Annotated in this window: 23 protein-coding genes and 1 riboswitch; of the genes, 7 read left to right on the top strand and 16 right to left on the bottom strand. The window is 42.6% G+C overall.

Annotated elements, in window-relative coordinates; translation table 11 throughout:
- Positions 1-24: 24 nt before the first annotated feature.
- Genes gcvH through gcvT form a run of 3 tightly spaced genes read right to left on the bottom strand, consistent with a single transcriptional unit; the run spans position 25 to position 2,385 of the window.
- Entirely contained in the window at positions 25-408 is a 384-nt protein-coding gene (gene gcvH, locus BLA28_RS04700) for a glycine cleavage system protein GcvH (protein ID WP_069156169.1), read from the bottom strand.
- A gap of 46 nt (positions 409-454) precedes the next feature.
- Positions 455-1,237 (bottom strand): class I SAM-dependent methyltransferase, encoded by a 783-nt coding sequence (locus BLA28_RS04705; protein ID WP_069156170.1) that lies wholly within the window; start codon positions 1,235-1,237, stop codon positions 455-457.
- A gap of 53 nt (positions 1,238-1,290) precedes the next feature.
- A complete protein-coding gene (gcvT, locus tag BLA28_RS04710; RefSeq protein ID WP_069156171.1) occupies positions 1,291-2,385 on the bottom strand; it encodes a glycine cleavage system aminomethyltransferase GcvT in 1,095 nt (364 codons plus the stop codon).
- 232 nt (positions 2,386-2,617) lie between these two features.
- Positions 2,618-2,694, bottom strand: a riboswitch (glycine riboswitch).
- A gap of 283 nt (positions 2,695-2,977) precedes the next feature.
- Between gcvT and mutT the strand changes: the two genes are divergently transcribed.
- Entirely contained in the window at positions 2,978-3,370 is a 393-nt protein-coding gene (mutT, locus tag BLA28_RS04715) for an 8-oxo-dGTP diphosphatase MutT (RefSeq protein WP_069156172.1), read from the top strand.
- Here the strand turns inward: mutT and BLA28_RS04720 are convergent.
- The 11 genes from BLA28_RS04720 to BLA28_RS04770 all read right to left on the bottom strand — a co-directional run bounded on the left by BLA28_RS04720 (position 3,364) and on the right by BLA28_RS04770 (position 14,014).
- Positions 3,364-4,266: an HNH endonuclease gene (locus BLA28_RS04720; RefSeq protein ID WP_050018550.1), complete on the bottom strand. Its 903-nt coding sequence runs from the start codon at positions 4,264-4,266 to the stop codon at positions 3,364-3,366. The two genes, mutT and BLA28_RS04720, sit on opposite strands and share 7 nt — an antisense overlap.
- 13 nt (positions 4,267-4,279) lie before the next feature.
- Positions 4,280-4,774, bottom strand: a complete 495-nt coding sequence (locus tag BLA28_RS04725; RefSeq protein WP_009251600.1) for a tRNA (cytidine(34)-2'-O)-methyltransferase — start codon at positions 4,772-4,774, stop codon at positions 4,280-4,282.
- A gap of 194 nt (positions 4,775-4,968) precedes the next feature.
- Positions 4,969-6,144 carry an aminotransferase class I/II-fold pyridoxal phosphate-dependent enzyme gene (locus BLA28_RS04730; protein ID WP_069156173.1) on the bottom strand — a complete coding sequence of 392 codons (1,176 nt, stop codon included), beginning with the start codon at positions 6,142-6,144 and terminating at the stop codon, positions 4,969-4,971.
- Positions 6,141-6,623 carry an Lrp/AsnC family transcriptional regulator gene (locus tag BLA28_RS04735; RefSeq protein ID WP_025485878.1) on the bottom strand — a complete coding sequence of 161 codons (483 nt, stop codon included), beginning with the start codon at positions 6,621-6,623 and terminating at the stop codon, positions 6,141-6,143. The genes BLA28_RS04730 and BLA28_RS04735 overlap by 4 nt, the downstream gene beginning before the upstream one ends.
- Positions 6,624-6,674: 51 nt before the next feature.
- Positions 6,675-7,655, bottom strand: a complete 981-nt coding sequence (locus tag BLA28_RS04740) for an AIR synthase family protein (RefSeq protein WP_069151661.1) — start codon at positions 7,653-7,655, stop codon at positions 6,675-6,677.
- 32 nt (positions 7,656-7,687) lie between these two features.
- Positions 7,688-9,277 carry a VanW family protein gene (locus BLA28_RS04745; RefSeq protein WP_044965506.1) on the bottom strand — a complete coding sequence of 530 codons (1,590 nt, stop codon included), beginning with the start codon at positions 9,275-9,277 and terminating at the stop codon, positions 7,688-7,690.
- 279 nt (positions 9,278-9,556) lie between these two features.
- Positions 9,557-10,285 (bottom strand): 3'-5' exonuclease, encoded by a 729-nt coding sequence (locus tag BLA28_RS04750; protein WP_069156174.1) that lies wholly within the window; start codon positions 10,283-10,285, stop codon positions 9,557-9,559.
- Positions 10,282-10,962 carry an endonuclease III gene (gene nth, locus BLA28_RS04755; RefSeq protein ID WP_069156175.1) on the bottom strand — a complete coding sequence of 227 codons (681 nt, stop codon included), beginning with the start codon at positions 10,960-10,962 and terminating at the stop codon, positions 10,282-10,284. Before nth ends, BLA28_RS04750 begins: the two co-directional genes overlap by 4 nt.
- A gap of 13 nt (positions 10,963-10,975) precedes the next feature.
- Complete coding sequence (locus BLA28_RS04760; protein ID WP_069156176.1) at positions 10,976-12,763, bottom strand: DUF4080 domain-containing protein; 1,788 nt, start codon at positions 12,761-12,763, stop codon at positions 10,976-10,978.
- 109 nt (positions 12,764-12,872) lie between these two features.
- Positions 12,873-13,460 carry a GNAT family N-acetyltransferase gene (locus tag BLA28_RS04765; protein WP_069156177.1) on the bottom strand — a complete coding sequence of 196 codons (588 nt, stop codon included), beginning with the start codon at positions 13,458-13,460 and terminating at the stop codon, positions 12,873-12,875.
- Positions 13,461-13,462: 2 nt separating this feature from the next.
- Positions 13,463-14,014, bottom strand: coding sequence for a P-loop NTPase family protein (locus BLA28_RS04770; RefSeq protein WP_081329846.1), 552 nt, complete (start codon positions 14,012-14,014; stop codon positions 13,463-13,465).
- A 210-nt stretch (positions 14,015-14,224) separates the two neighbouring features.
- Between BLA28_RS04770 and BLA28_RS04775 the strand changes: the two genes are divergently transcribed.
- From BLA28_RS04775 to BLA28_RS04800, 6 genes are all read left to right on the top strand, one after another.
- Positions 14,225-16,036, top strand: a complete 1,812-nt coding sequence (locus tag BLA28_RS04775) for a sensor histidine kinase (RefSeq protein WP_044965491.1) — start codon at positions 14,225-14,227, stop codon at positions 16,034-16,036.
- The gene (locus BLA28_RS04780; protein ID WP_044965489.1) at positions 16,014-17,210 is read left to right on the top strand and encodes a response regulator transcription factor; all 1,197 of its coding nucleotides are present in this window, start codon (positions 16,014-16,016) and stop codon (positions 17,208-17,210) included. Before BLA28_RS04775 ends, BLA28_RS04780 begins: the two co-directional genes overlap by 23 nt.
- A 108-nt stretch (positions 17,211-17,318) precedes the next feature.
- A complete protein-coding gene (locus tag BLA28_RS04785; RefSeq protein ID WP_050018545.1) occupies positions 17,319-18,746 on the top strand; it encodes an ABC transporter substrate-binding protein in 1,428 nt (475 codons plus the stop codon).
- Positions 18,747-18,805: 59 nt separating this feature from the next.
- Positions 18,806-19,696 (top strand): carbohydrate ABC transporter permease, encoded by an 891-nt coding sequence (locus BLA28_RS04790; RefSeq protein ID WP_044965487.1) that lies wholly within the window; start codon positions 18,806-18,808, stop codon positions 19,694-19,696.
- 2 nt (positions 19,697-19,698) lie between these two features.
- Positions 19,699-20,532 carry a carbohydrate ABC transporter permease gene (locus BLA28_RS04795; RefSeq protein WP_069151654.1) on the top strand — a complete coding sequence of 278 codons (834 nt, stop codon included), beginning with the start codon at positions 19,699-19,701 and terminating at the stop codon, positions 20,530-20,532.
- 46 nt (positions 20,533-20,578) lie between these two features.
- Complete coding sequence (locus tag BLA28_RS04800; RefSeq protein ID WP_069156179.1) at positions 20,579-21,292, top strand: MBL fold metallo-hydrolase; 714 nt, start codon at positions 20,579-20,581, stop codon at positions 21,290-21,292.
- Positions 21,293-21,417: 125 nt separating this feature from the next.
- On the opposite strand, the gene BLA28_RS04805 is transcribed toward BLA28_RS04800, so the two are convergent.
- Positions 21,418-21,705 (bottom strand): helix-turn-helix domain-containing protein, encoded by a 288-nt coding sequence (locus BLA28_RS04805; protein WP_044965482.1) that lies wholly within the window; start codon positions 21,703-21,705, stop codon positions 21,418-21,420.
- Positions 21,706-21,774: 69 nt separating this feature from the next.
- Positions 21,775-22,125 carry a type II toxin-antitoxin system RelE/ParE family toxin gene (locus BLA28_RS04810; RefSeq protein WP_044965480.1) on the bottom strand — a complete coding sequence of 117 codons (351 nt, stop codon included), beginning with the start codon at positions 22,123-22,125 and terminating at the stop codon, positions 21,775-21,777.
- Positions 22,126-22,141: the final 16 nt, after the last annotated feature.

Below are 22,141 nucleotides of genomic sequence, written 5' to 3' on the forward strand. Positions count from 1 at the left end.
TGCTTATCTCTCCTTCCCGGGGCTTTACTCTCCCAAGGATTCCACAAAAGCCTCATACTCGGCTGCGTCCATCAGTTCCTCCTGATCCGTGATATCCCTCACCTTTACCAGCCATGCTTCATTTGCCTCCGAATTAATGAGCTCCGGGCTGTCCAGAAGCTCTTCATTAATTTCCTCCACAATCCCTGTAACCGGCGAGTAAACATCCGATACCGCTTTCACCGACTCCACATCTCCGAAAGGCTCTCCCGCAGTGACACTGTCCTCCGGTTCCGGCAGATTTACAAAAACCAGATCCCCCAATGCCTTCTGCGCATAATCCGTAAGCCCGATCCGGGCTGCGCCGTCCTCTTCGAACAATACCCATTCATGTGATTTTGAATACCTGTAATTTTCCGGATAAATCATATCTTTTTCCTCCTGTTATTTATTATTTTTCAATGAATACATCTAATTACGGTTTTCTTGCCAGCTGCAGATCAATCGTATCATATATCGTAATTTTCCCGCCCAAACCATTAATCGCGTCTTTTATTTCAGAAAAAAATTTCATCCTCGTTTTTTCTTCAATCGCTATATGGTCAGAATATGTGCCCAGAAGAGTAATATATTCATCGGCGGTAAATGTCCTTGTCCTGTGATACAGCTTATAGAAAATATCTGTAAATCCATATTTATATGCGATCTCTGCGCGCCTTTTTGCATCGGCGTCACTGTATTCTTCAGGTGCAGAAGAGTTCGGCATATAGACGGCATAGATTCTTTGTAACGCTTCATGGATATCTTCTCTGCCTTTGTCTTTATAAGGGTGATTGGCAAAACGGGCAAAAACCCCTCCGCTTTTCAGCATTTCGAATACCTTCCTATATCCTGTTTCTTCCGGTATCCAGTGAAAGGCAGAAGCAGAATAGATGAAATCACAGGAATCTGGTTCGCATACATAGTCTTCAAATTTTAACGTTGCCACAGAAAAACGAGGATACTCTTTAAATTTTTCACGGCATATCTCAGATAAGGCTTCCCCATATTCCACTGCGGTAAGCTTACACCCGGTTTTCACTACAGGCGGCGTGGCCTGCCCTCCGCCTATCCCGATTTCGACAACATTGCTCGATTCATCGACAGGAATATATTGAAAAATATCCCGATACAATTCCTCCACATATCCCGGGCGCATTTTTTCATATACTTCAGCCGCCGTATCAAATGTCCATTCCAGCCCTTTTATAACTGCCATCACTCTCTCCTTTTCATGCTGCTGAAACCATCTCAGGACTCTGTTTCCCTGCCTTATACCTGTCTTTTATAAAAGGGAAGCTCCACAACTTCCGCCTCCACGCGACGCCCTCTTACATCCGCTTCCACACGGCTTCCCACTTCTGCCTTTTCCGCCTGAACCAGAGCCATGGCCACCGGATATCCCAGGTAAGGAGCATGTGTACCCGAAGTACTTTTTCCGATTCTCTCATCTCCTATATAGATATCAGCCCCTTCCCTGATAATTCCTCTTCCGGTCACCTTAAGGCCCACTCTCTTTCTCGTGGGGTTCCCCGCCTTCTCCAACGCCTCTTTTCCTATAAAATGATCCTTCTTCATTTTAACCGAAAATTTCAGCCCTGTTTCCAGCGGTGTTATCTCATCATCCATTTCATGCCCATACAAAGGCATCGCCGCCTCCAGCCGAAGCGTATCCCGGGCTCCCAGCCCGCAGGGCGTCAGCCCATCCTCCTTTCCCGCTTCCATAAGCGCCTCCCACAAAGCCGGCGCCTTTTCACTGTCCATATAAAGCTCGAAGCCGTCTTCGCCTGTATAGCCGGTTCTGGATATCAGACACTCTATTCCGGCCGCCTTTCCTTCGGTTACACAACTGTAATACCTTCCGGGAATAGATTCTTCCGCCGAAACCCTGCTAAGGATCCGCTGTGCCAGAGGCCCCTGCAGCGCAATCTGTCCTACCTTCGGAGAGATATCCGTAAAAATGGCCCCTTCCCTTTGATGTGAGAGCATCCACTCAAAATCTTTGTCCTTATTTGCAGCGTTTACCACGATAAAATAACGGTTTTCCCTGATTTTATATACGATCAGATCATCCACCACGCCGCCTTCCTCATTACACATCGGGCTATACCTGGCCTGCCCGTCATACATCCCCGTAAAGTCGTTGGTCAGCAGAGCATTCAGATTAGCCAGGGCTCCTTCCCCCTCGCAAAGGATTTCTCCCATGTGAGACACATCAAACAGCCCGCACCCGGTTCTCACAGCCATATGCTCCTTAATAACCCCTGTTTTTTCATACTGTACCGGCAGCAGAAAACCGGCAAAAGGAACCATTTTCCCTCCGTACTTCACATGCGTGTCATACAGAGAAGTCCTGCATTCTTCCATTGGCACTATACCCCTTCCTTTTCACATTCCAGCTTTCAGAACGTTATACCAGGTTCCGTCGGGACACAAAAAGGCATATAGCCTCACGGCTATATGCCTTCCCTGTCTTCGTACCTGAAAGATTACCCCTTTCCACACATAGGTCTGAAGAATCATACCCTGCAGAAAGAAGCTGCCTCGTCGGTGGTGCCGGCGCCTGTTCAATCTTACGCACTTCACCTTTCCAGAGTTTCGTCCAAATCCGGTCCTTTTGCCTGAGAGTTTATGCCCCTTCGGCGCAGATGGTCTTGTCTCTCCCGGATTCTTCTTCCGAAGTTTATTTTGTTGTACATAAGGATGACTCACGGAGCGCGGCATCCTTTGTTTTCCCAGCGCCTGTATACGCTGTCAGCATCTGTTTGAATGCTTTTCACTTTGTATATTCAGTGTAGCACAAATAGGGAAAAGGGACAATTGGTATTAATGGCGAAAATATCCAAATAATTATATCTATCCAATTCATACACATTTCATCTACAGGTATATCTTGTCTTTAAGCTAATTCTATCCTATAATCATTTCAACAGCATAAGATTCAATAAGAGGAAAACAAATGAAATCCATTCAAGTTGTTGCAGCTATAATCGTAGATAAAAATAAAATATTTGTTACCCAGCGTGGTTATGGTGATTTTAAAGGTAAATGGGAATTCCCAGGTGGCAAAATAGAGCTAGGAGAAACACCACAAGAGGCATTAATACGTGAAATAAAAGAAGAACTTTTAACTACCATTAATATTATAGATTACATTACGACAATTGAGTATGATTATCCTCAATTTCATTTATCTATGCAATGCTATCTATGTAATATTATCAATGGAGATTTAACTCTTATGGTACATAGTGCCTCAGCTTGGGAAGATATTTCAAGCCTAAACAAGATAGATTGGTTACCAGCTGATCGATTACTCATTCCTTTTATCCAAAAACAATATAACTATTGATACATTTGAACTAAGCGTTCAAATGTTATATCAATACCCACTTTTTTCAAAAGATTTTTTCTACTTTCATAGAGTCTTTTCAACAAAGAAAGATAATCTCTTCCATAGTGCAATAAATTATGACAATTACTACACAGAGATACAATATTTTCTTCCACATCCAAAGAAACAGAAAAATTATTTTGAAAAGCCATTGGAACTAAATGGTGCGGTTCTGTGTAGTTAGTATTCGAATTTTTTCTTATAAAGCTTTCATGCGTTCTATCAATTTCACATTCAAATCTTGCATAAGCTAAGGCGTTAAGTGAAATTTTTCTATCCCGTTTATATATTTCTATTTTATCTATAACTACCGGTTTTCCTTTGTCCTTTGGTTTCCCATTATAAGAAAAATGAAAAGGTAAGTCTTTATCTTGAACGGAAGCCAAGCTTGTCATTATTGTTTGGTCATCAAGTAAATCTAATTTTAACTCTTCTTCCACCAATTTAAGTGGAAATATCCATACCTTTCTTTTCACACCATTCTCATCAAGTTGTTCTTCTTGATAAGGTTGATTTGCCAAAACAACTATTCCTCTATAAATATATTCGCGTTTCTTAAGAATCTCAAATAAATGCAATTGCATCCCATTGGTTTTTGAATGATATAATTTACCATTTTTGTATCCCGGATTCCCATCTAACTGCTGATCCCCTATTTTTCCAGTGCCTGTATAGTATAAAATACCATCTTTCCATTTATCATGGTAAAAATCAAGAGTATGGTCGGCTATTATAACCATCACATTGGTACGATTGACTGGCAACATTCCACCCATACTTCCACACTGAAATATTTCTCGTATTTTTTGTAAATTAACCTTCTCTCCAATTTTTAAACCTGGATCCACTCCCATTGTATGCCCCCCTCTATTCCTTCCAATGAAGCCTATGCAATTCCCCTTCAAGCAGCATCCCTTCGAAATTGTTCTGTCGCAAAGCCTCATACAAAACTACTGCCACCGAATTACTCAAATTCAAAGAACGAATCTTGTCCAGCATGGGAATCCTGATGCATGTATCCTCATTATCCACCAGAATTTCTTCCGGAATCCCTGCACTTTCCTTACCGAACATAATGAAGTCATCCGGCCCGAAGGAAACATCGGTGTATACATGTCTGGCCTTTGTAGTTGCCATCCATATTTTGGCTCCAGGATTTTTCTCCAGGAATTCCTCGTAATTCACATACCGTCTGACATCCAGGTCCTTCCAGTAATCCATCCCTGCCCTTTTAATCTCCTTTTCATTCAATCGAAAACCCAAAGGCTCTATTAAATGCAGCACCGATCCGGTAGCTACGCAGGTCCGTCCTATATTACCGGTATTCGCCGGTATCTCCGGCTGATGCAGTACAATATTCATTCTTTCGTTCCTCCAATATCCTTGTTATTCAAAAAACATCTTCCAGCCCAAACATTTTTCTAAAGCCGGAGATCAAATATTATGAAGCGATCCTGATTTTGGCTCACTGCCTGCAGAAATACCACAGCCCTGCCGCCTTCTCACAAAGGTCGGCAGGGCCATGGCACAGCAGGTAACCGGTCATTTTCCGGATATTATTTTTTTTGTTCCTTTTTCAGGCGTTCCACGAAATCCGCCAGCCTTCCGATTGCAACCTTCAGGTTTTCCAGGGAATAGGCATAGGAGATTCGGATAAAGCCTTCCCCGCAGTCACCGAAAGCAGTGCCGGGTACAACGGCTACCTTTTCCTCCTGCAGAAAACGGGTGGCAAATTCATCACTGGTCATACCGAATTCTTTTATACAGGGGAACACATAGAAGGCTCCATAGGGTTCAAAGCACGGAAGCCCCATCTCACGGAAGGTATACATCAGATAACGTCTTCTCTGGTTATAGGCCTCGCGCATTTCCCTGACATCCTCATCGCCGTTGCGCAGGGCTTCCACTGCCGCGTACTGGCTTGTGGTGGGCGCGCACATAATGGCAAACTGATGGATTTTAAGCATTTGCTCAATAATAACGGAAGGGCCGCAGGCATAACCCAGACGCCAGCCTGTCATGGCATAGGATTTGGAAAAACCGTTGATGAGAATGGTTCTTTCCTGCATTCCCGGTATATTGGCAATAGAAACATGATCTTCTTTGTAGGTCAGTTCTCCGTAAATCTCATCGGAAATGACAAACAGATCCTTTTCCAGGATTACTTCCGCGATAGCTTCCAGATCTTCCCTTTCCATAATGGCTCCCGTCGGGTTATTGGGGAAAGGAAGCACCAGGACCTTGGTCTTATCCGTTATGGCATCCCGCAGCTCCTGTGCTGTAAGGCGGAATTCATTTTCAGCCTTCAGGTTAATAATTACAGGCACCGCATCGGCCAGGATGGCGCAGGGTTCGTATGAAACATAGCTGGGCTGAGGGATCAGTACCTCATCCCCCGGATTTACCATAGTGCGAAGGGCAATATCAATGGCCTCCGATCCTCCCACGGTAACCAGTACCTCATTGTTATAATCATATGTAAGATCAAAGCGGCGCTTTAAATAATTGCATATTTCAACCTTTAATTCCTTTAATCCTGCATTGGAGGTATAAAAGGTTCTTCCCTTTTCCAGGGAATAGATACCCTCATCCCGGATATGCCAGGGGGTATCAAAGTCGGGTTCTCCCACCCCAAGGGAAATGGCGTCCTCCATTTCACTCACGATGTCAAAAAACTTCCGAATGCCCGACGGTTTGATATCTACGATTTTATCGGACAATGGATTTCTCATGGTGTAATTTTCTCCCTTGAATCTTCATATTTTTTAGCAAGAATCGTTCCGTGATCTTTATATTTCTTCAGTATAAAGTGGGTTGCCGTGCTGAGCACGCCGTCCAGCGCGGAAAGCTTCTCGGAAACAAAGCTGGATATTTCCTTCAGGTTGCGGCCCTCCAGGGTTACAAGAAGGTCAAAGCCGCCGGATATAAGATATACGGCATTCACCTCAGGGTATTTATAAACCCTCTCCGCAATATTGTCAAAGCCCTGCCCTCTCTGAGGAGTTACACGCACTTCGATCAGTGCGGATATTTTATCCAGGCTGGTCTTATCCCAGTCAATCAGCGTATGGTAGCCGCAGATAATTCCTTCCGACTCCATCGCTGCCAGCTCGTTCACCACATCGACTTCTTCCACTCCAAGAATAACAGCCAGCTCCTTTAAATCAATGCGGCTGTTTTTTTCAATAATTCCCAACAACTGTTCTCTCAGTTCTCTCATACTATTACTCCTGTCTGCCGGTCCCGCTGTCAGGCCGGCTTACTATATTTGATATAACTCATCCGGTTTTGCCGGTTCCAGAAAACGCTTTTCTTCTCCGTTCCTGATGATCCGATCCTTTCCGCCGGTAGTTCTTCCCACTACCGTGGCAGGGATATTTTCCTCTTCCAGCCTGCGCACCAGATCCGCGCCATTTTCCGCTGCAATCAGCAGACAGCCTCCTGAAATCAATTCATAGGGATTCAAGTCAAGAAGATTGCAGATCTCCACTGTCTCCTGCCGGATGGGCAGTTTTTTCAAATCTATTTCCAGTCCGACGCCTGAACTTTCCGCCATCTCCCAGAGCGCACCGAATATACCGCCCTCGGTCACGTCTGTCATGGCCCAAACGCCGGACTTTCCGGCGACTGCGGCCTCCGGAATGATGGAAAGATATTTGTCAAAGCCCTTGGCTGCCTCCACTAAATAAGCAGGAAAACGCCTGCGCAGCTGCTCTTCCCTCTCCTTCGCCGCAATGGAGGTTCCCTCCAGGGCGATCCATTTGGTAACCACAATATCCCCGTCCGGCTTTGCCGTACCGGTTGCCACCGGTGCGCCCGCTGCCGCTTTTCCTATCGCGGTAACCGTGAGGACAATCCTGTTTACCGCATCGGTAACCTCTGTATGTCCGCCCGCTATCTGTATATGTAAAGAGGCACAGGTTTCTTCCGCCTGAGCCATGATTGCCTTCAATTCCTTTTCTTCACAGGAAGGGGGTAAAAGAAGGGTCAGCAATACCGCTACCGGCTCTCCTCCTGCCGCCGCGATATCATTGGCTGATGCGTGGATTCCGTAGTATGCCACATCTTTTCCCGTACCGGTCACAGGATCGGAAGAAAACAGCACCACTTCCCCGTCTCCAGGCGCCAAAATGGCGCAGTCCTCCCCCAGACCTGCGCCAAATATGATTTCACCCCTGCGGGTTTTCAGTTGTCTTAATATCGAGCGTTTCAGGACGCTCTCGGGCACCTTGCCAATCTTCATTCCGTGCTCCTGTTTCTGTTATTGCCCTGCTTCTATTGTCCCGCCTGCTGTTGCTGCTGGGCCAGCTGTTCGTTATACTGCTGGATGATAGCAGCCTGCTCCTCCGGTGATTTTCCTGCCAATATAGCCGCTAACGCAGGATCCATTCCTCCGTTATCAGCCGGAGCGGTACTCTGCCCGGACTTCAGCGCTGCCGCCACACTCTTTACATGATCGATGCTTCCTGTGGCTATGGCCGCCTGCATTTCATTATAAGCGTTGCTGTCGTTTGTGGCAACCCCTACGGTAGCCGTACGGGGAACCATCTTATAGCTGCTGCTGTTGATCTGCTCTCTGCTGACCTCCACGCCATTTTCCGTAACTATTTTCCACAGTCTGGCCTTATAGCCGATATGGGCGGACTGTACATCCACAAAACCGATAGGCTGTGAGGATGTCTGGTTAATGGTTTCAGAATTCGGCTGGATAGTTTCCAGCACTTCGCTTTCATAAGTCACCACATGGCCCGGATCTCTTGTCTCCACACCATAAATGGTAAAGGTAATATTTTTATTGCTGGTATATCCCTCGATATAAATAGGATAACCTGTATTGTTGACAAATCGGAAATCCTTTCCGGCCGATTCGGCAATCGCCGCATCCATGGAAGGCTTTACATAACCGACGATCATGGAATGGTTATGCCTTTCCTCTACCTGAAGTTCGGCCTTCAGCACAGCATTGTAAAGAGTGGTGGACACCTGGCAGATACCGCCGCCTATGCTGTCTACTACCTGGCCGTTAAGGTAAGAGCCCGCCATGTAATAACCATTGCTTTCCGTAAACGGACTTACCGCTTCATAGGTGGAAAAGGTTTCACCGGGAAATAAAGTGGCCCCGTTTATCAGATTGCAGCCATTGGTTACGTTGGCGCTTCTGTCCCGGCCGGAGGAAGAAAAGCTGGTGGTAAAGGTACCGAGAACATCCTTAACCTTGGTCAGTTCCTCTGCATTCCCCTTAGGCACCTCTTCCGTCACCACCAGATCAACGGATGTATCGCCGCCCTTCCACTGTGTGGTAAGATATTCATAAATAGCGTTTTCAGAAGCCGTGTTATCCACAACGATACCGGTCTGTCCGTCCTCGATGACGAAAGAACCGTCCACTCTTTTCAAATGGGCATCGATCGCTTCCACGTTAAAAGCGTCACATTTATTTTCCACAACGGATGTAATCGCTTCTTTGTCAAAAGAGAAAGCGATATCATATACCTTGTTCTGATGCTCCAGATCCTTCAGCGCTTTGTAACGCACTACCACGTTCCCAGATTTTCCCAGATTGACCGCATCCTCTACCAGCTCCGGATTCCCCCAGCTCAGTCCGAGCTCGGAAGCCGTAACAGGCACGGTGTTGCCGTCCATGACATTTAAAACAATCGTATTGCTTCCCAGCGAATCCACATAAGACTGAATAGCCGCCTTCGCCTGGTCCCTTGTCATACCGGAGAGTGAAATCTCACCTGCATATACGCCTTCCAGTATCGTATCATCCGGCTTTGCCTGCGCCTTGGAATGGATACCTGCCGCAAGCACAGCCACACCCAGAGTACATACAAACGCCAGTAAACAAATCCATTTCTTCATATGCTGCTCCTATCCTTACAGAAAATACAGAAGTGTGGGCACTACCATCGCCAACACCAGTAAAATGATGATGACTGATGAAATTACTTTTTGTGTTTTCTTATTATTCAAATTAAACATTTTTATGCCTCCCGACATTTTCACATGATTTTATCCTGTTTGAAAAAACCATATGCAACCCTAACTGTTCAGATGATTATTATATATGAAAGCTTCTGTTTTTGCAAGCAAAGATAAGCGGAAATAAGCCACAGAAAATCCCGTTCAAACCGCTGTTTTTCAGGGTTTTTCCACATGTTCCGTTAATTTCCCGTATTGCGCCAGGATTTTGTCGATGGTACGGCTGGCTTCGTTCTTGGTCATTTTTTCTATATCCGCATCCAGTTCCAGCTTGTGGACGGCGGCAAGCCTGTACAGCCTCTCCTTCTGTGCACCTGAGGCGGGTCCTTCTTTTTTCACCTTATAAACCAGCTGCCGGGGGGCAAAATCCTTTTCATTCCAAAACAGTTCACACAGCTTTACATACAGCTGCTGTGTCGCTTCCGCATCTCCCAACGCCCTGTGAGCCGTATGGGGGATATGAAAATGAACACATAAATTTTCCAGAGCCCGGCTTTCCAGATCCGGGAGAAATTTCCTTGCAAGCTTCAGTGTGTCTATCCCCTCACGTTCAAAGGACAATCCCTGATTTACCGCCGCTTTCTTAATAAATGAATAATCAAAAAGGATGCTGTGACCCAGCAGCGGCAAAGCTTCACTGAAGGACAGGAAAGAAGGAAGGATTTCCATAATATCCGGTGCGGATACCAAATCTCCGTCATGTATTCCCGTAATTGCTGTTGTGATTTCCGTCAGCTTCCGTCCCGGATTAACCAAAGACCGGAAGCGGTCGGTAATCTGACCGTTTTTCACCTTCACGGCTCCGATTTCGATGATTTTATCGTATTTAGGATAAAGCCCGGAGGTTTCCAAATCCAGGCAGACATAATCCTTCACCGGGCCGCTCATTTACCGGCACCTGATTTTTTCTTCGCCCGCGCCTGTTTGCCGGCGTTCTTTTTATAGTATGGACAGTATTCGGTCAAAAAACACTCCTCACATTTTGCGGTGGGCGCTTTGCAGATTTCCCTGCCCAAAGCAATGATCTGCAGATTATAGAGTATCCAGTGCTCCTTGGGCAGAGCCTTCATTAAATCAAATTCCACCTTTACCGGATCCTCTTCTTTTGTCAGCCCCAGGCGAAAGGATATTCTTTTTACATGAGTATCCACAACGATACTCGGCTCATTATAAATATTTCCTCTGATTACATTAGCTGTCTTTCTTCCCACTCCGGCAAGAGAAGTCAGATCTTCTATGGATTCCGGCACCTGCCCGTCAAACTTATTCACCAGATCCTGACAGCAGGCAATGATATTTTTTGCCTTATTATGATAAAAACCGGTAGAACGGATATCCTGTTCCAGCTCCTTTAAATCCGCCTTTGCAAAAGCCTCAACGCCGGTATATTTCCGGAATAAATCCTTTGTCACCACATTGACTCTGGCATCCGTACACTGCGCGCTTAAAATAGTGGCGATGAGCAGCTGCCATGCATTTTCATGGTCAAGATAGCAGATAATATCCGTACCATAATGCTGATCCAGCAGTCCGAGAATCGTTTCAATTCGTTCTTTTTGTTTCATTACTTACTCTCCATTATGTCAAAGGAAGCAATATGGTATACGCCTCCTGGTTTAAAGGGTTTCTTTTCCTGTAATCGAACAGAAGGTAATAAATGGCAGTTTCGTTATTATGTTCCAAAGGCTCCTTTTCCCAGACCGGCAGTGTAAAACATTCAATATGGGTCATACGGGCCATCTGGCGGGACGTGCAGCCATCCTGTACATATTCGGTCAGGCATGTGGGATTTTTTTCTTCCCTTCGGTAAAAATCATTTATTTTTTCTTTTATCTCCTGATTTTCCAGGAGTGTGAGGGCAAAGGCCGGACGGCTCTTCATATTTTCTCTCAGATACATATCCAAAGTCAGAAGCTGCCTGTACAGCTCCTCCTTTTCCGGCTCCGCTGAAACGGCAAAATCCAGAAGCACCTGATAACGGTATCCCCTTGCCGGATTATTTATAAAATACCCTTTTTCCTCATAATATTCCGCCAGCCGTTCATACAGGCAGAAGGGATCCGAGAACGCTTTTTCCAAAACAGGAAGAGTATGGACAAACTGGCCGCTGTTGTAATAAAGCTCCACCATTTCCTCCACTTTTTTCAGCTTTAATACCTGGTCATAGGGCAGCCATTTGGTAAAAAGGACTTCATAAGGAGGCTTATCTGTATAATGGATCTCATATTCAGAAGCCTTCTCATGCATATAAGAACCTTTCAGAACCTTCAAAAATCCCAGCTGCAGCTGCTCCGGCCTGCAGGCATATACCTCATTAAAGGAATGGCGGAAGCTCTCCATATCTTCATAAGGAAGCCCTGCAATCAAGTCGAGATGGATATGGATATTTTCTTTTTCCCGGAGAGCGGCAACAATCTGCCGAAGCCGTTCCCAGTCCATGCTGCGCCTGATTTCTTCAATCGTTCTGGGGTTCGTGGACTGTACCCCGATTTCCAGCTGAACCAGACCCGGACGAAGGGACTGCAGAATCGCAAGCTCCTCTTCCTTCAGAATATCCGCCGATATCTCAAAATGGAAATTGGTAATTCCGTTATCGTGTTCTTTTATATATTTCCAAATGCCCATGGCATGCTTATGATCGCAGTTAAACGTTCGATCCACAAACTTTACCTGGGGGACCTTTTTGTCCAGGAAAAACTGAAGCTCCTTTTCCACTAGCTCCCGGCTGCGCAGACGTACCGTTTTATCAATGGAGGAGAGACAGTAGCTGCACCGGTACGGGCAGCCTCTGCTGGATTCATAATAAATGATGCGGTTATGAAAATCCCCGATATCCTCTTCATTATAAAAGAAGGGAAGTCCGCTGATATCAGTAAGCCTCCGCTCCCCTGTACGGCATATACCGGCATGGCGCCTGAACACAATACCTGCTATCTTTTCAAGATCTGCGGTTTCCTTTGTGCTGCCATTACGGTAATAGCAAAGCAGTTCCCGGAAAGTCTCCTCCCCTTCGCCAACCATAATTCCGGTAAGAAAAGGCAGCTTTTCCAGGATTTCCTCCGCATTATAGGATACCTCCGGCCCTCCCAGCCAAACAGGGACATCGGGAAGAATTTTTGCCAGTTCCCGGACGATATCCCTGATTATTTCCCAGTTCCATATATAACAGGAAAACGCGATACAGTCTGGTTTCCTTCTGTAAATATCCGCCAGGATATCCTGGAAGGGCTGATTTATGGTATATTCTGCAAGTTCAATATTTTTCTCAAGTTCAGAATCCTTCTGAACACTATAGGCACGCAAACTGTATATGGCAGGATTGGAATGGATATACTTCGCATTCACTGCCGTTAATAAAAATTTCATCTGGTTTCCTCCAACTTCATTATAGAATACAGCGAAAAATACCGTATGACAAGCCTGAAGTGGTGATTTATCCGGATTGCCCCATACGGGGAACCGACGGAAACCGGATTTAAATTTCTTCTATAAAATGGTTTGGATACTTATCCCAATATTCCTGATATACCCGGGCCTCCTGTCCATCCAGGTTCAGCTGATACATGCGGAAGGTAACCCGTATATTTTTGGGCTGCCACTGCTCTTCATAGGAATAACGATAGGTCATTCCTATCTTTTTCATTACCTTTCCGCTTCTTGGATTATTCCTGTCATGTGTCGCTGTAATATAGGAAATGCCGGCTTCTTTCAATAGGCTGATCAACGACAGGCAAGCCTCTGTCACAATTCCCTGATTCCAGTATTCCTTTCTCAGCCCATAGCCTAAATCATGGCTTTTTTCCTCGTCTATATTTACATAGCCTATGGGAACATTTTCATTAAGAAGGCAGACAGCATATCGGAAACCCTCCGGTTTCTCATAGCTTTTCAGGTATTTTTCCTGCAGGAACGCAGCTGCTTCCTCTAAGGACTGCATGGGAAACCATGGAAGGAAGGTATTTACCTCTTTATCGCTAATTATCTGGTAAAAGGCTTCCGCGTCCTCCGGTGTAAAACGACGGAGCAAAAGACGGGAGGTTCTGATTTCAGGCGTGTTTTCCATATTTAAATTTCCCTTTCTTCCTTTGTGGATTTATGAGACGGATTATCTGAGAGCGTTTTCAGGTATGCTTTTATCTCTTTGTTATTATGCAGAACAACCTTCTTTTCATCAAATTGTGCGGCAAGCGCCTTCGTACCATCTGCTCCTGAATCATAATCCCCCACCCATTGGAACATGGCCCGGAGCATAGAAAGTGTTGGTTTATATATGCACTTTTCAAGCCCTGTTTTCTGCTTCAGCCAACGGGTTATTATTCTTTTCTTCCTGATGAAAAGGGGGATTTCAAGTAAAATCACTATGTCGGCCTGACGCATCCCTTCTGCAAAACAAACCCGTCCGGCATCCTCCATAACATAATCGGGGCTGTTCAGAATATCATGAAATAATGCATCTCTTTCTTCAATTGGACGTTTCTTATTCCCCGATGCTTCTTCAGGCGCCGGAATATGGACCACTTCATCCAAATGATAGCAGGGTATCTTTGTTATCTGTGAAATACGCCGCGCCAAGGTGGATTTCCCGCTTGCCACTGAACCTGTAATATAGATTTTCACTTTATTTTTTCTCCGTATAGCTTTTCAGTTTCGGTTATTCAAACATTCCCTATACTCTGTACACATCTCATGGTCAAAAGTTCCTCATCAACCATTACTCCCATATAATACCATATTTACTTTTACATGCCCATTTCATTTTCCATGTGCTATACTTATGTAAAATTCTACAAATTTGTTGTTACAAATTTTTTTAAAGGGGGAACTTCTATGCGTTCTGTATTTAAAAAATATCTTCATATCACATCATTACGTCGTAAAATGATTTTGTCATTTTCTGCATTACTTATTTCGGCTTTAGCTATTCTGCAAGCTGCAAACACTTATCAAACCTATACTGTACTTGAAGAAAATTTATCTGATTCTGTTCATGAGTCCCTACGCCTTGGGCTTTCCAATATTGACTACTTTTTTGAAGACATCAATAACCTGGCTTCCGGTATTTTACCCGAAACTCCGATTCAAAATGCTTTAACTGAAAAAATAGAATACAACAGTCTGGAAACTAAGTCTCTCCTTCGCTCTGTGGAACAGACTATCAAACGTTATTCCTCTACCAGACCATATATCCCCAAAGTATATCTCGTAAATCTGGATAACCAGATACTGGATAATTCTCTACAAGGAATGGTGGTTCCTATCATTAATGAGGATACCGACAATGGCAGTCTGAACCTATCAGATATTCATGATGCTCCCTATATAAGCCAGCATATACCGGTCATTTCTTTTGCCAAAAACATCTATTCTCTTTATTCAGGTAACAAAAAACTCGGACGTCTTATTATCGATATTGATACCCGGGTCATTAATCAGGTTTTATATGACTTTTCTCTACCTATGAAAGGTGAAATCTTTCTTCTTGACAATAAAAATAAGCTTTTATCTCGTTCAGGGACTTATTCCTTTAACGATCAAGCTTTTTTAGATGCTGTTACATATCCCTTCCCCTCTATGGATGAAACCATATCCATAAATCATGAAAAATTCCTTTGCCTGACAGAAACCTCAGCCTTAACAGGCTGGACCTTCTGTGCTCTTATTCCTTATCATATGTTTGCCCAATCCATCATCATACAAATGAGCCTGACTCTAATTTTGTTTATCGTTTGTATTTTTGCTGCTATTATCATTAGCCGCCCTATTATTAACTCTTTATATAAACCTATAGGTATGCTGATTTCATCTATGAAAGAAGTAGAAAACGGGAATTTAGACAGCTTTGTATCCTATCATAATCAGGATGAACTACTTTCACTTATTGATGGTTACAATTCCATGTTAACCCAGATACGCAACTTAATAACACAGGTAAAAACTAAAGAACGCAGCAAAAGGCAGGCAGAACTCTACGCTCTACAGGCCCAGATTAATCCTCATTTTTTGTACAATACCCTAAATTCCATACGTTATCTGGCAAAGCTGCATAACACTCCTGATATTCGTGACATTACTGTTTCATTAATCCACCTGAGCAGCGCAAGCCTTTCATCCGATAAGTTTATAACCATTTCCCAGGAATTGGAACTGGTTGCTGATTATCTTCATATACAGAAAGTACGGTATGGCGAAGAAGTGGTTTATTATCAATGTCAAATTACTTCTCCCGACATTACAGAATATCTGATTCCGCGTTTTTCTATTCAACCGCTTATTGAAAATGCATTATTTCATGGTATTCTCCCAAAAGGGCATGGGCAAATAACAGTTGTTCTTTCAAAGATGGAAACATTTATACTGATTAATATTTATGATAATGGGGTAGGTATGTCCAAAGAAAAAATATCATCATTAAATAATCTTCTGGAAAACGATCAGTATCAGGAATACAGTTCAGATTCCTTTGAGGTACGCAAGCTTAAAAATATAGGAATTGAAAATATTAACCATCGAATCAAAATAAATTTTTCGAATAAATTTGGGATTAATCTAAGTACTAATCCATCCGGCGGTATTCATGTTCAGATGAAAATACCCGTTATGAAAGAGGAGGGCTATAATGAAAACAGTATTTATTGTTGACGATGAACTTCTGTCCCGGCAGAGTCTTAAAACAAGTATTACCTGGGAAAATTATGGGTACCGTCTGTGCGGAGAATCCTCTAACGGAGAGCAGGCATTGAAAATTATATCATCACTTCATCCTGATGTAATAATAACAGACATTAAAATGCCTGTTATGGATGGCCTGGAGCTTCTTCGCCATCTAAAGGACATAAATGAACCTGCCAAAGTTATTGTAATGAGTTGTTATGATGAATTTGATTATGTTAGAGAAGCCATGCGGCTAGGCGCAATCGATTATCTTCTGAAGCATACCTATGAAGAATCAGATCTTGTAGAACTTCTGCATAAGCTGGATTCTATATTCTTAAAGGAACAAACTACAGGCGAAGGTTTAAAGATATTGCGACAGGAAATTTTTCTTAAAATTATAAACAATAATGTCAGCAAAGATGAATTGAATAATTATATTGACAATGATATTATCCCTGAACTGAAATCACTCTATATGATCGCCTGTTTTCAACTATCCTCTCATAAGCAGCATATATTGTCACAACAGGATACCCAGAGTTTTACTGATTATATCCATCACAGTTATTCCGGTCAAACACCCTGCCAGCTTTTATTACTGAAAGAGGAAGGAAATAATTTTTCTCTTATTTTTGCAGGAGACAATCAGACAAGTATCGCAAGCTTGAAAACAGAAATAAAAAATATACTCAGTCATCTATATCAATTTTTTGAATCCCAAAATATCAGTTGGATATCTGGTATCAGTTGTCATGCATATTCAGATTGGAATGATTTGAAAGAAGCTTACGAAGAAGCCCAGGAAATGCTAGGCGAAGATACAGAATTCTTAGGCTGCAGTACTAAAATTCTTGCTGCCGTCGATTATATTAAAACAAATTACTCTAGGGCGATTACTTTAGAGGATATTGCAGAATATGCTGGAATCAGCAGAATTTACTTAAGTCAGTCCTTTAAGAAAGAAACAGGGCAGAATATCAGTGACTACTTAATTCAGTACCGTTTGAAAAAAGCAAAAAAATTACTTTTAACCAGTAATCTGAAGGTATACACCATAGCAGAGATGTGCGGTTTCGGAAGCGTACAGTATTTTGGACAAATATTTAAAAAAATGACCGGTTTCAGTCCCTATCAGTTTAAAGATAATCTCTCATCCTAATATCTCTTAAAAAATAATAACATAGTCGTCTAGGAATAAAAACAGTGGCAAGTATAATGGAATTATCACTAAGGCGCCTTTATCTCTTAAACTTATAGGAGGGTTTTTATGAGAAACAAAATTTATAAACGAATTCTGTCCTTTTCCATTGCCTTCGTTATTATGGCTTTCACCTGTATCGGCTGCGGAAATACTGCGTCATCCGAACCTTCAATTCAGGCTTCCATACAGGAGACTAAAGAAGTTCAATACTCAGCAGAAACGCAATCCCAGTCTCTCGTTTCAGAAGCCGAAACCGCCGGTTCGACCGATTATATCCCGGCTGATGACGAATATTTCTATGTTAATGGGAAATCACCTGATGAAATAACCGGAAACATTCTTTTTTGGAGCTGGGATCCCAATTTTTTCACAATGGTAGAAAAAATGAAAGATGTCTATCCTAATGTAACTTTTGACTTCGTTACTATCGCTTCTGCAGAAGATTATCTCCAAAAACTACAAACTGCGCTTACCAGCGGCGGCGAAGTTCCTGATATCCTTGCTATGGAAATAGGAATGGTAGGTAAATTCTATGAAATGGGTATCTGCGAAGATATTAGTGCAGAACCATATAACATAGATCAGGAATTATTAATTCCTTATCTGGCAGAAATTGGTACCGACAATGACGGAACCTTCATCGGGATCCCTAATACTGCAGGTCCCGGAGGATTATTCTATAGAAGGGATCTTGCAAAGGAATATCTTGGAACGGATGATCCTGATGAAATCTCCGCAATGATGCCTACCTGGCAGGATTTCATCAAAGTCGGAAAGGATGTGGTTTCCAAATCCGGCGGCAGTGTTAGCATGATTCCGGGTATGGATTCCCTTGTTTATCCCATGGTAAATCAGACCGGTCTAAAATGGAAAGATGGTGATAAATTAATGGTCTCTGAGAATTTCACAGAAACCTTTAATCTCCTCAAGGAAGTAAAGGCTGCCAATATTGATGGCGGTATGGATATATGGACCCCTGCCTGGAATGCATCCTTTGCTCAGGGAAATGTGTTATGTTATCCCGGCTCCTGTTGGTTTCAAAGCTTTGTTATCGAGCCCAATGATCCGGACGGCAGCGGCAACTGGGGTGTAGCCTCAGTACCAGGCGGCTCATATAACTGGGGCGGTATCTGGTGGGGCATGTATAATCAGAGCAAAAACAAAGATGCAGTTGCTGCATGGATGAGATATGAACTATCTCCTCAGGGAGCTCAGAATAAATACGAACTTATTCATTTTTATCCTGGAGTAAAAACTGCATATTCCTCCGATTACCTGTATAAACCCAATGAATTTTTCGATAACCAGAATGTAACTGACTTTTATCTTAAAGAAATGGATGAAATGACCGTTCTCAGGCCTTTATCCGATGATTCTATGTTTTATAACAGCATGTCATTTTTCGCCCAGTCTCTGGATTCTGGAACTGCGGAGGAACTTGCGAACAAGGTGGAAGAGGATCTGATTTCATCAAATCCCGACTATCAGAAATAGCAAAAAGGCCTGCTGCCATACATTTTCCGGCTGCAGGCCTTTTCTCTGAGGAGGTTTCAATGAAAAGAAAACGAAAAATAAGCTGGCCGATTATATTCATCCTGCCATTTTTTATAACATACTTTATTTTTAATCTTTTTCCCATTTTGTTCAGTTTCTATATCAGTCTCACAAAATGGAAAGGATTCGGACCGATGGAATTCATCGGTTTTCGAAATTATGCATCGCTTTTAAAAGATACGGCATTTTATCGTTCGCTTCTCAATAGTATTATACTCGTCCTGGAAGCAATGATTCCTATTCAGACTTTGGGATTAATAGTCGCCCTTCTGCTAAATTATGGCTTTATCAAATGGGGGAATTCTTATGTTAGAAATGCAATGTTTCTTCCTTACGTAACCGCCCCCATCGCTATTGGAATTATCTTTTCTACTATGCTTGATCAGAATTTCGGTATTGTAAACGTAATGCTCAGACAATGGGGAATTATCAGCAGCAATATAGACTGGCTCCATAATTCTGCCATTGCCAAGCCTCTCGTTGCCTTCATTACAAACTGGCGATATATTGGTTATGTTGCTATAATATATCTTTCCGGTTTACAAGGAATATCCAGCGAAATTTATGATGCGGCAAAGGTTGATGGAGCATCCTCTCCAAAAGCCATTATTTATGTAATTCTTCCCATTATGAAACCAATTATTGTCTTTCAGACTACTATTGGTATTATTGGCTGCCTTAAAATTTTTGAAGAACCGTTAATGCTTTTCGGAGATTATAAAGGGGGCGTCGGCAATGCCGCTCAGACAATGAATATGAAATTTCTGGATACAGCTTTTGTATCCGGTCAAAGTGGATATGGAGCTGCCACCGGTTATGCCATGTTCGTGGTAATACTCATATTCTCATTCCTGTATTTTTCTATCATTAACAGGAATAAGGAGGAATAACCATGCAAAAACGAGAAAAGAATCAAAAACCTCTTTCTATTATCATTAATTTCATCATGATCATTATTGCCACCATCAGCATTCTTCCTTTTATCCTGATGTTTGTCATGTCAACTCAGGACAATCAAATGATTTTTTCAGGTGTTACCTTCCGGCTGGGTAATGCATTGCATGATAATTTCCGGACAATTCTGGAAGCCGATTATTTTCGTTCTGTTTTAAACAGCCTGATTGTCGCTGTATCCAGCACTGTTCTTACTGTACTATTCAGTGCAATGGCAGGCTTTGCTTTTGCCAAGTATAATTTCAAACACAAAAATCTTCTGTTTCAGATTGTTCTGATGACTATGATGGTTCCCATGGAAGTAGGCTTGGTAGCTTTTGCATGGGAAATGCGCATACTCCATCTTTCCAAAACCTTTCTTCCTCTAATCCTGCCCAACATAGCCAATGCTTTTGGAGTATTTTGGATGACCCAATACATGAAAGATGCCTTTCCTTACGAGTTAGTAGAAAGCGGTCGGATTGACGGTTGTAATGATATGGGAGTATTTATACGTCTGGTATTGCCTATTATACGCCCTGCCATTTTCACTTTAAGCATTATATCCTTCCTGCAGTCTTGGAACAGTTATCTGCTTCCCATGATTATGATTAATAATCCTAAAATGTACACTGTCCCTCTTGTCATTGCTTCTATCGGTAATATGTTTGTAGCAAACTACGGTGCGCGTATGCTGGGCGTTGTAATTGGTATTCTGCCCATCATCCTTCTTTTCGTCATCTTTTCAAAGCAAATTACAGAAGGACTTGCCGCAGGTGCTGTTAAGGGCTAGAATAAAATCTATATACTATGTCATGTACATAAAGGAGAAAAAGCTCATGATGTTATTGCCGGATTTATACCAGCTGTGCGGCCCCTGCTACGGAAGCCACCAGAATGTCTATGCACTGTCCTTCCCCAATAAACAGGAGCTTATCCTCTTCGACACCGGCCTGGATGAAACCGATCGGAGGATTATAGGAGAGAATCTCTCAGTATGGGGGCTGGACGCTTATAAAATCAGCCATGTTTTTCTTACTCATTCACATTTTGATCATACAGGGAACGCCGCATATTATGCAGAACTTGGCGCACAGATTTTCATGTCGGAAGCGGATGCTGCTGCTGTGGAAAGCGGTTCTTCCGGTACGATATCTTATTGCTATGGCTTCCCTTTTCCTGCCTGCTCCGGTATACAAAGACTCTCCGGAGGAGACGAAATAAATACCGGGTGTATTTCCATAAAATGCTATTCTGTTCCCGGACATACCCCCGGAAGCATGACTTATAGCTTTGAATGGAAGGGAAAAAGTGTATTGGTAACAGGTGATTTTCTGCAGACTGGAACAGATAGCTATACCCCGGTACTGGGAATTCGGGTTGATGAAAGATATTGTTATGAAGCTTACTGTCATTCTCTGAAAAAGATGGCGGAACTTTCCTGTGACATTATTCTGCCCGGACATTTCCGTCCCTGTATGAAAAACGGCAGCCGGCTGTTGGGAGCAGGTTACCGTGAGATATTGGTAAACAGGGATTTATACAAAGACTGATTCTTATAAGTAGTTCTTACCATATTTTTAATTAGTAATATCACTTACTGCCCTATACCCACAGCTATAGGGCAGTAAAAAATATAATTTACATTCTGTCTCATAATTTATCTGCTGTCACCAGATCATACCTTTGCCTTTGGCACAAACTCAATCTTTAAAGACATCCCCATACCATCAGCAAGTCTTTTTAGCAGATTTAATGTTGGATTTCTTGTTCCATTTTCCAGCTTACTAATATCAGCCTGATCTATTCCTGTTCTTTCAGACAGTTCTTTTTGTGTAAGATTTTGAGCGATTCTTGCATCCACGATTGCCCGTATGACATCCATTTCCGGTTGTATTTTTTCATATTCTTTCTTAAATTCTGTATTTTCTAATTGCTCATTCATAAATTCATTTAATGTTTTCATAATTACTCCTATCTGCGCAAGTTAACACGGAAACACCTAGGATATTTAAAAGGGCCTATCTTTCAATATTTACTTCATTCTATCCAAATATACTTTTCTTCTCATTTTTGCCAACTTTATTTCATTTACAGGTGTTTTATTAGTTTTTTTAACAAATCCATTTGTTAATATAATTTTATTATCATAATAAAAAAAATATAATACTCTTGTTATATTTGTCCCAACTTTTCCTCGAATTTCAAAAATACCGTCATCAAGATGTTTGCTATATGGCTCCCTTAAAAGATTACCTTTTTCTTGCAATATTTGTAGCAAACCGACCAATTTTGCACGCATTTTAACGTCCAATTCCATCATAAATTTTTCTACTGGTTTTTCCCCATTTATTTCTTCAAAAAACTCTACTGTAAATTGAGGCATCCTTTGCCTCCTTTCT

The sequence above is a fragment of the Eisenbergiella tayi genome, from assembly GCF_001881565.1.
In the GTDB taxonomy this organism is placed as follows: domain Bacteria; phylum Bacillota; class Clostridia; order Lachnospirales; family Lachnospiraceae; genus Eisenbergiella; species Eisenbergiella tayi.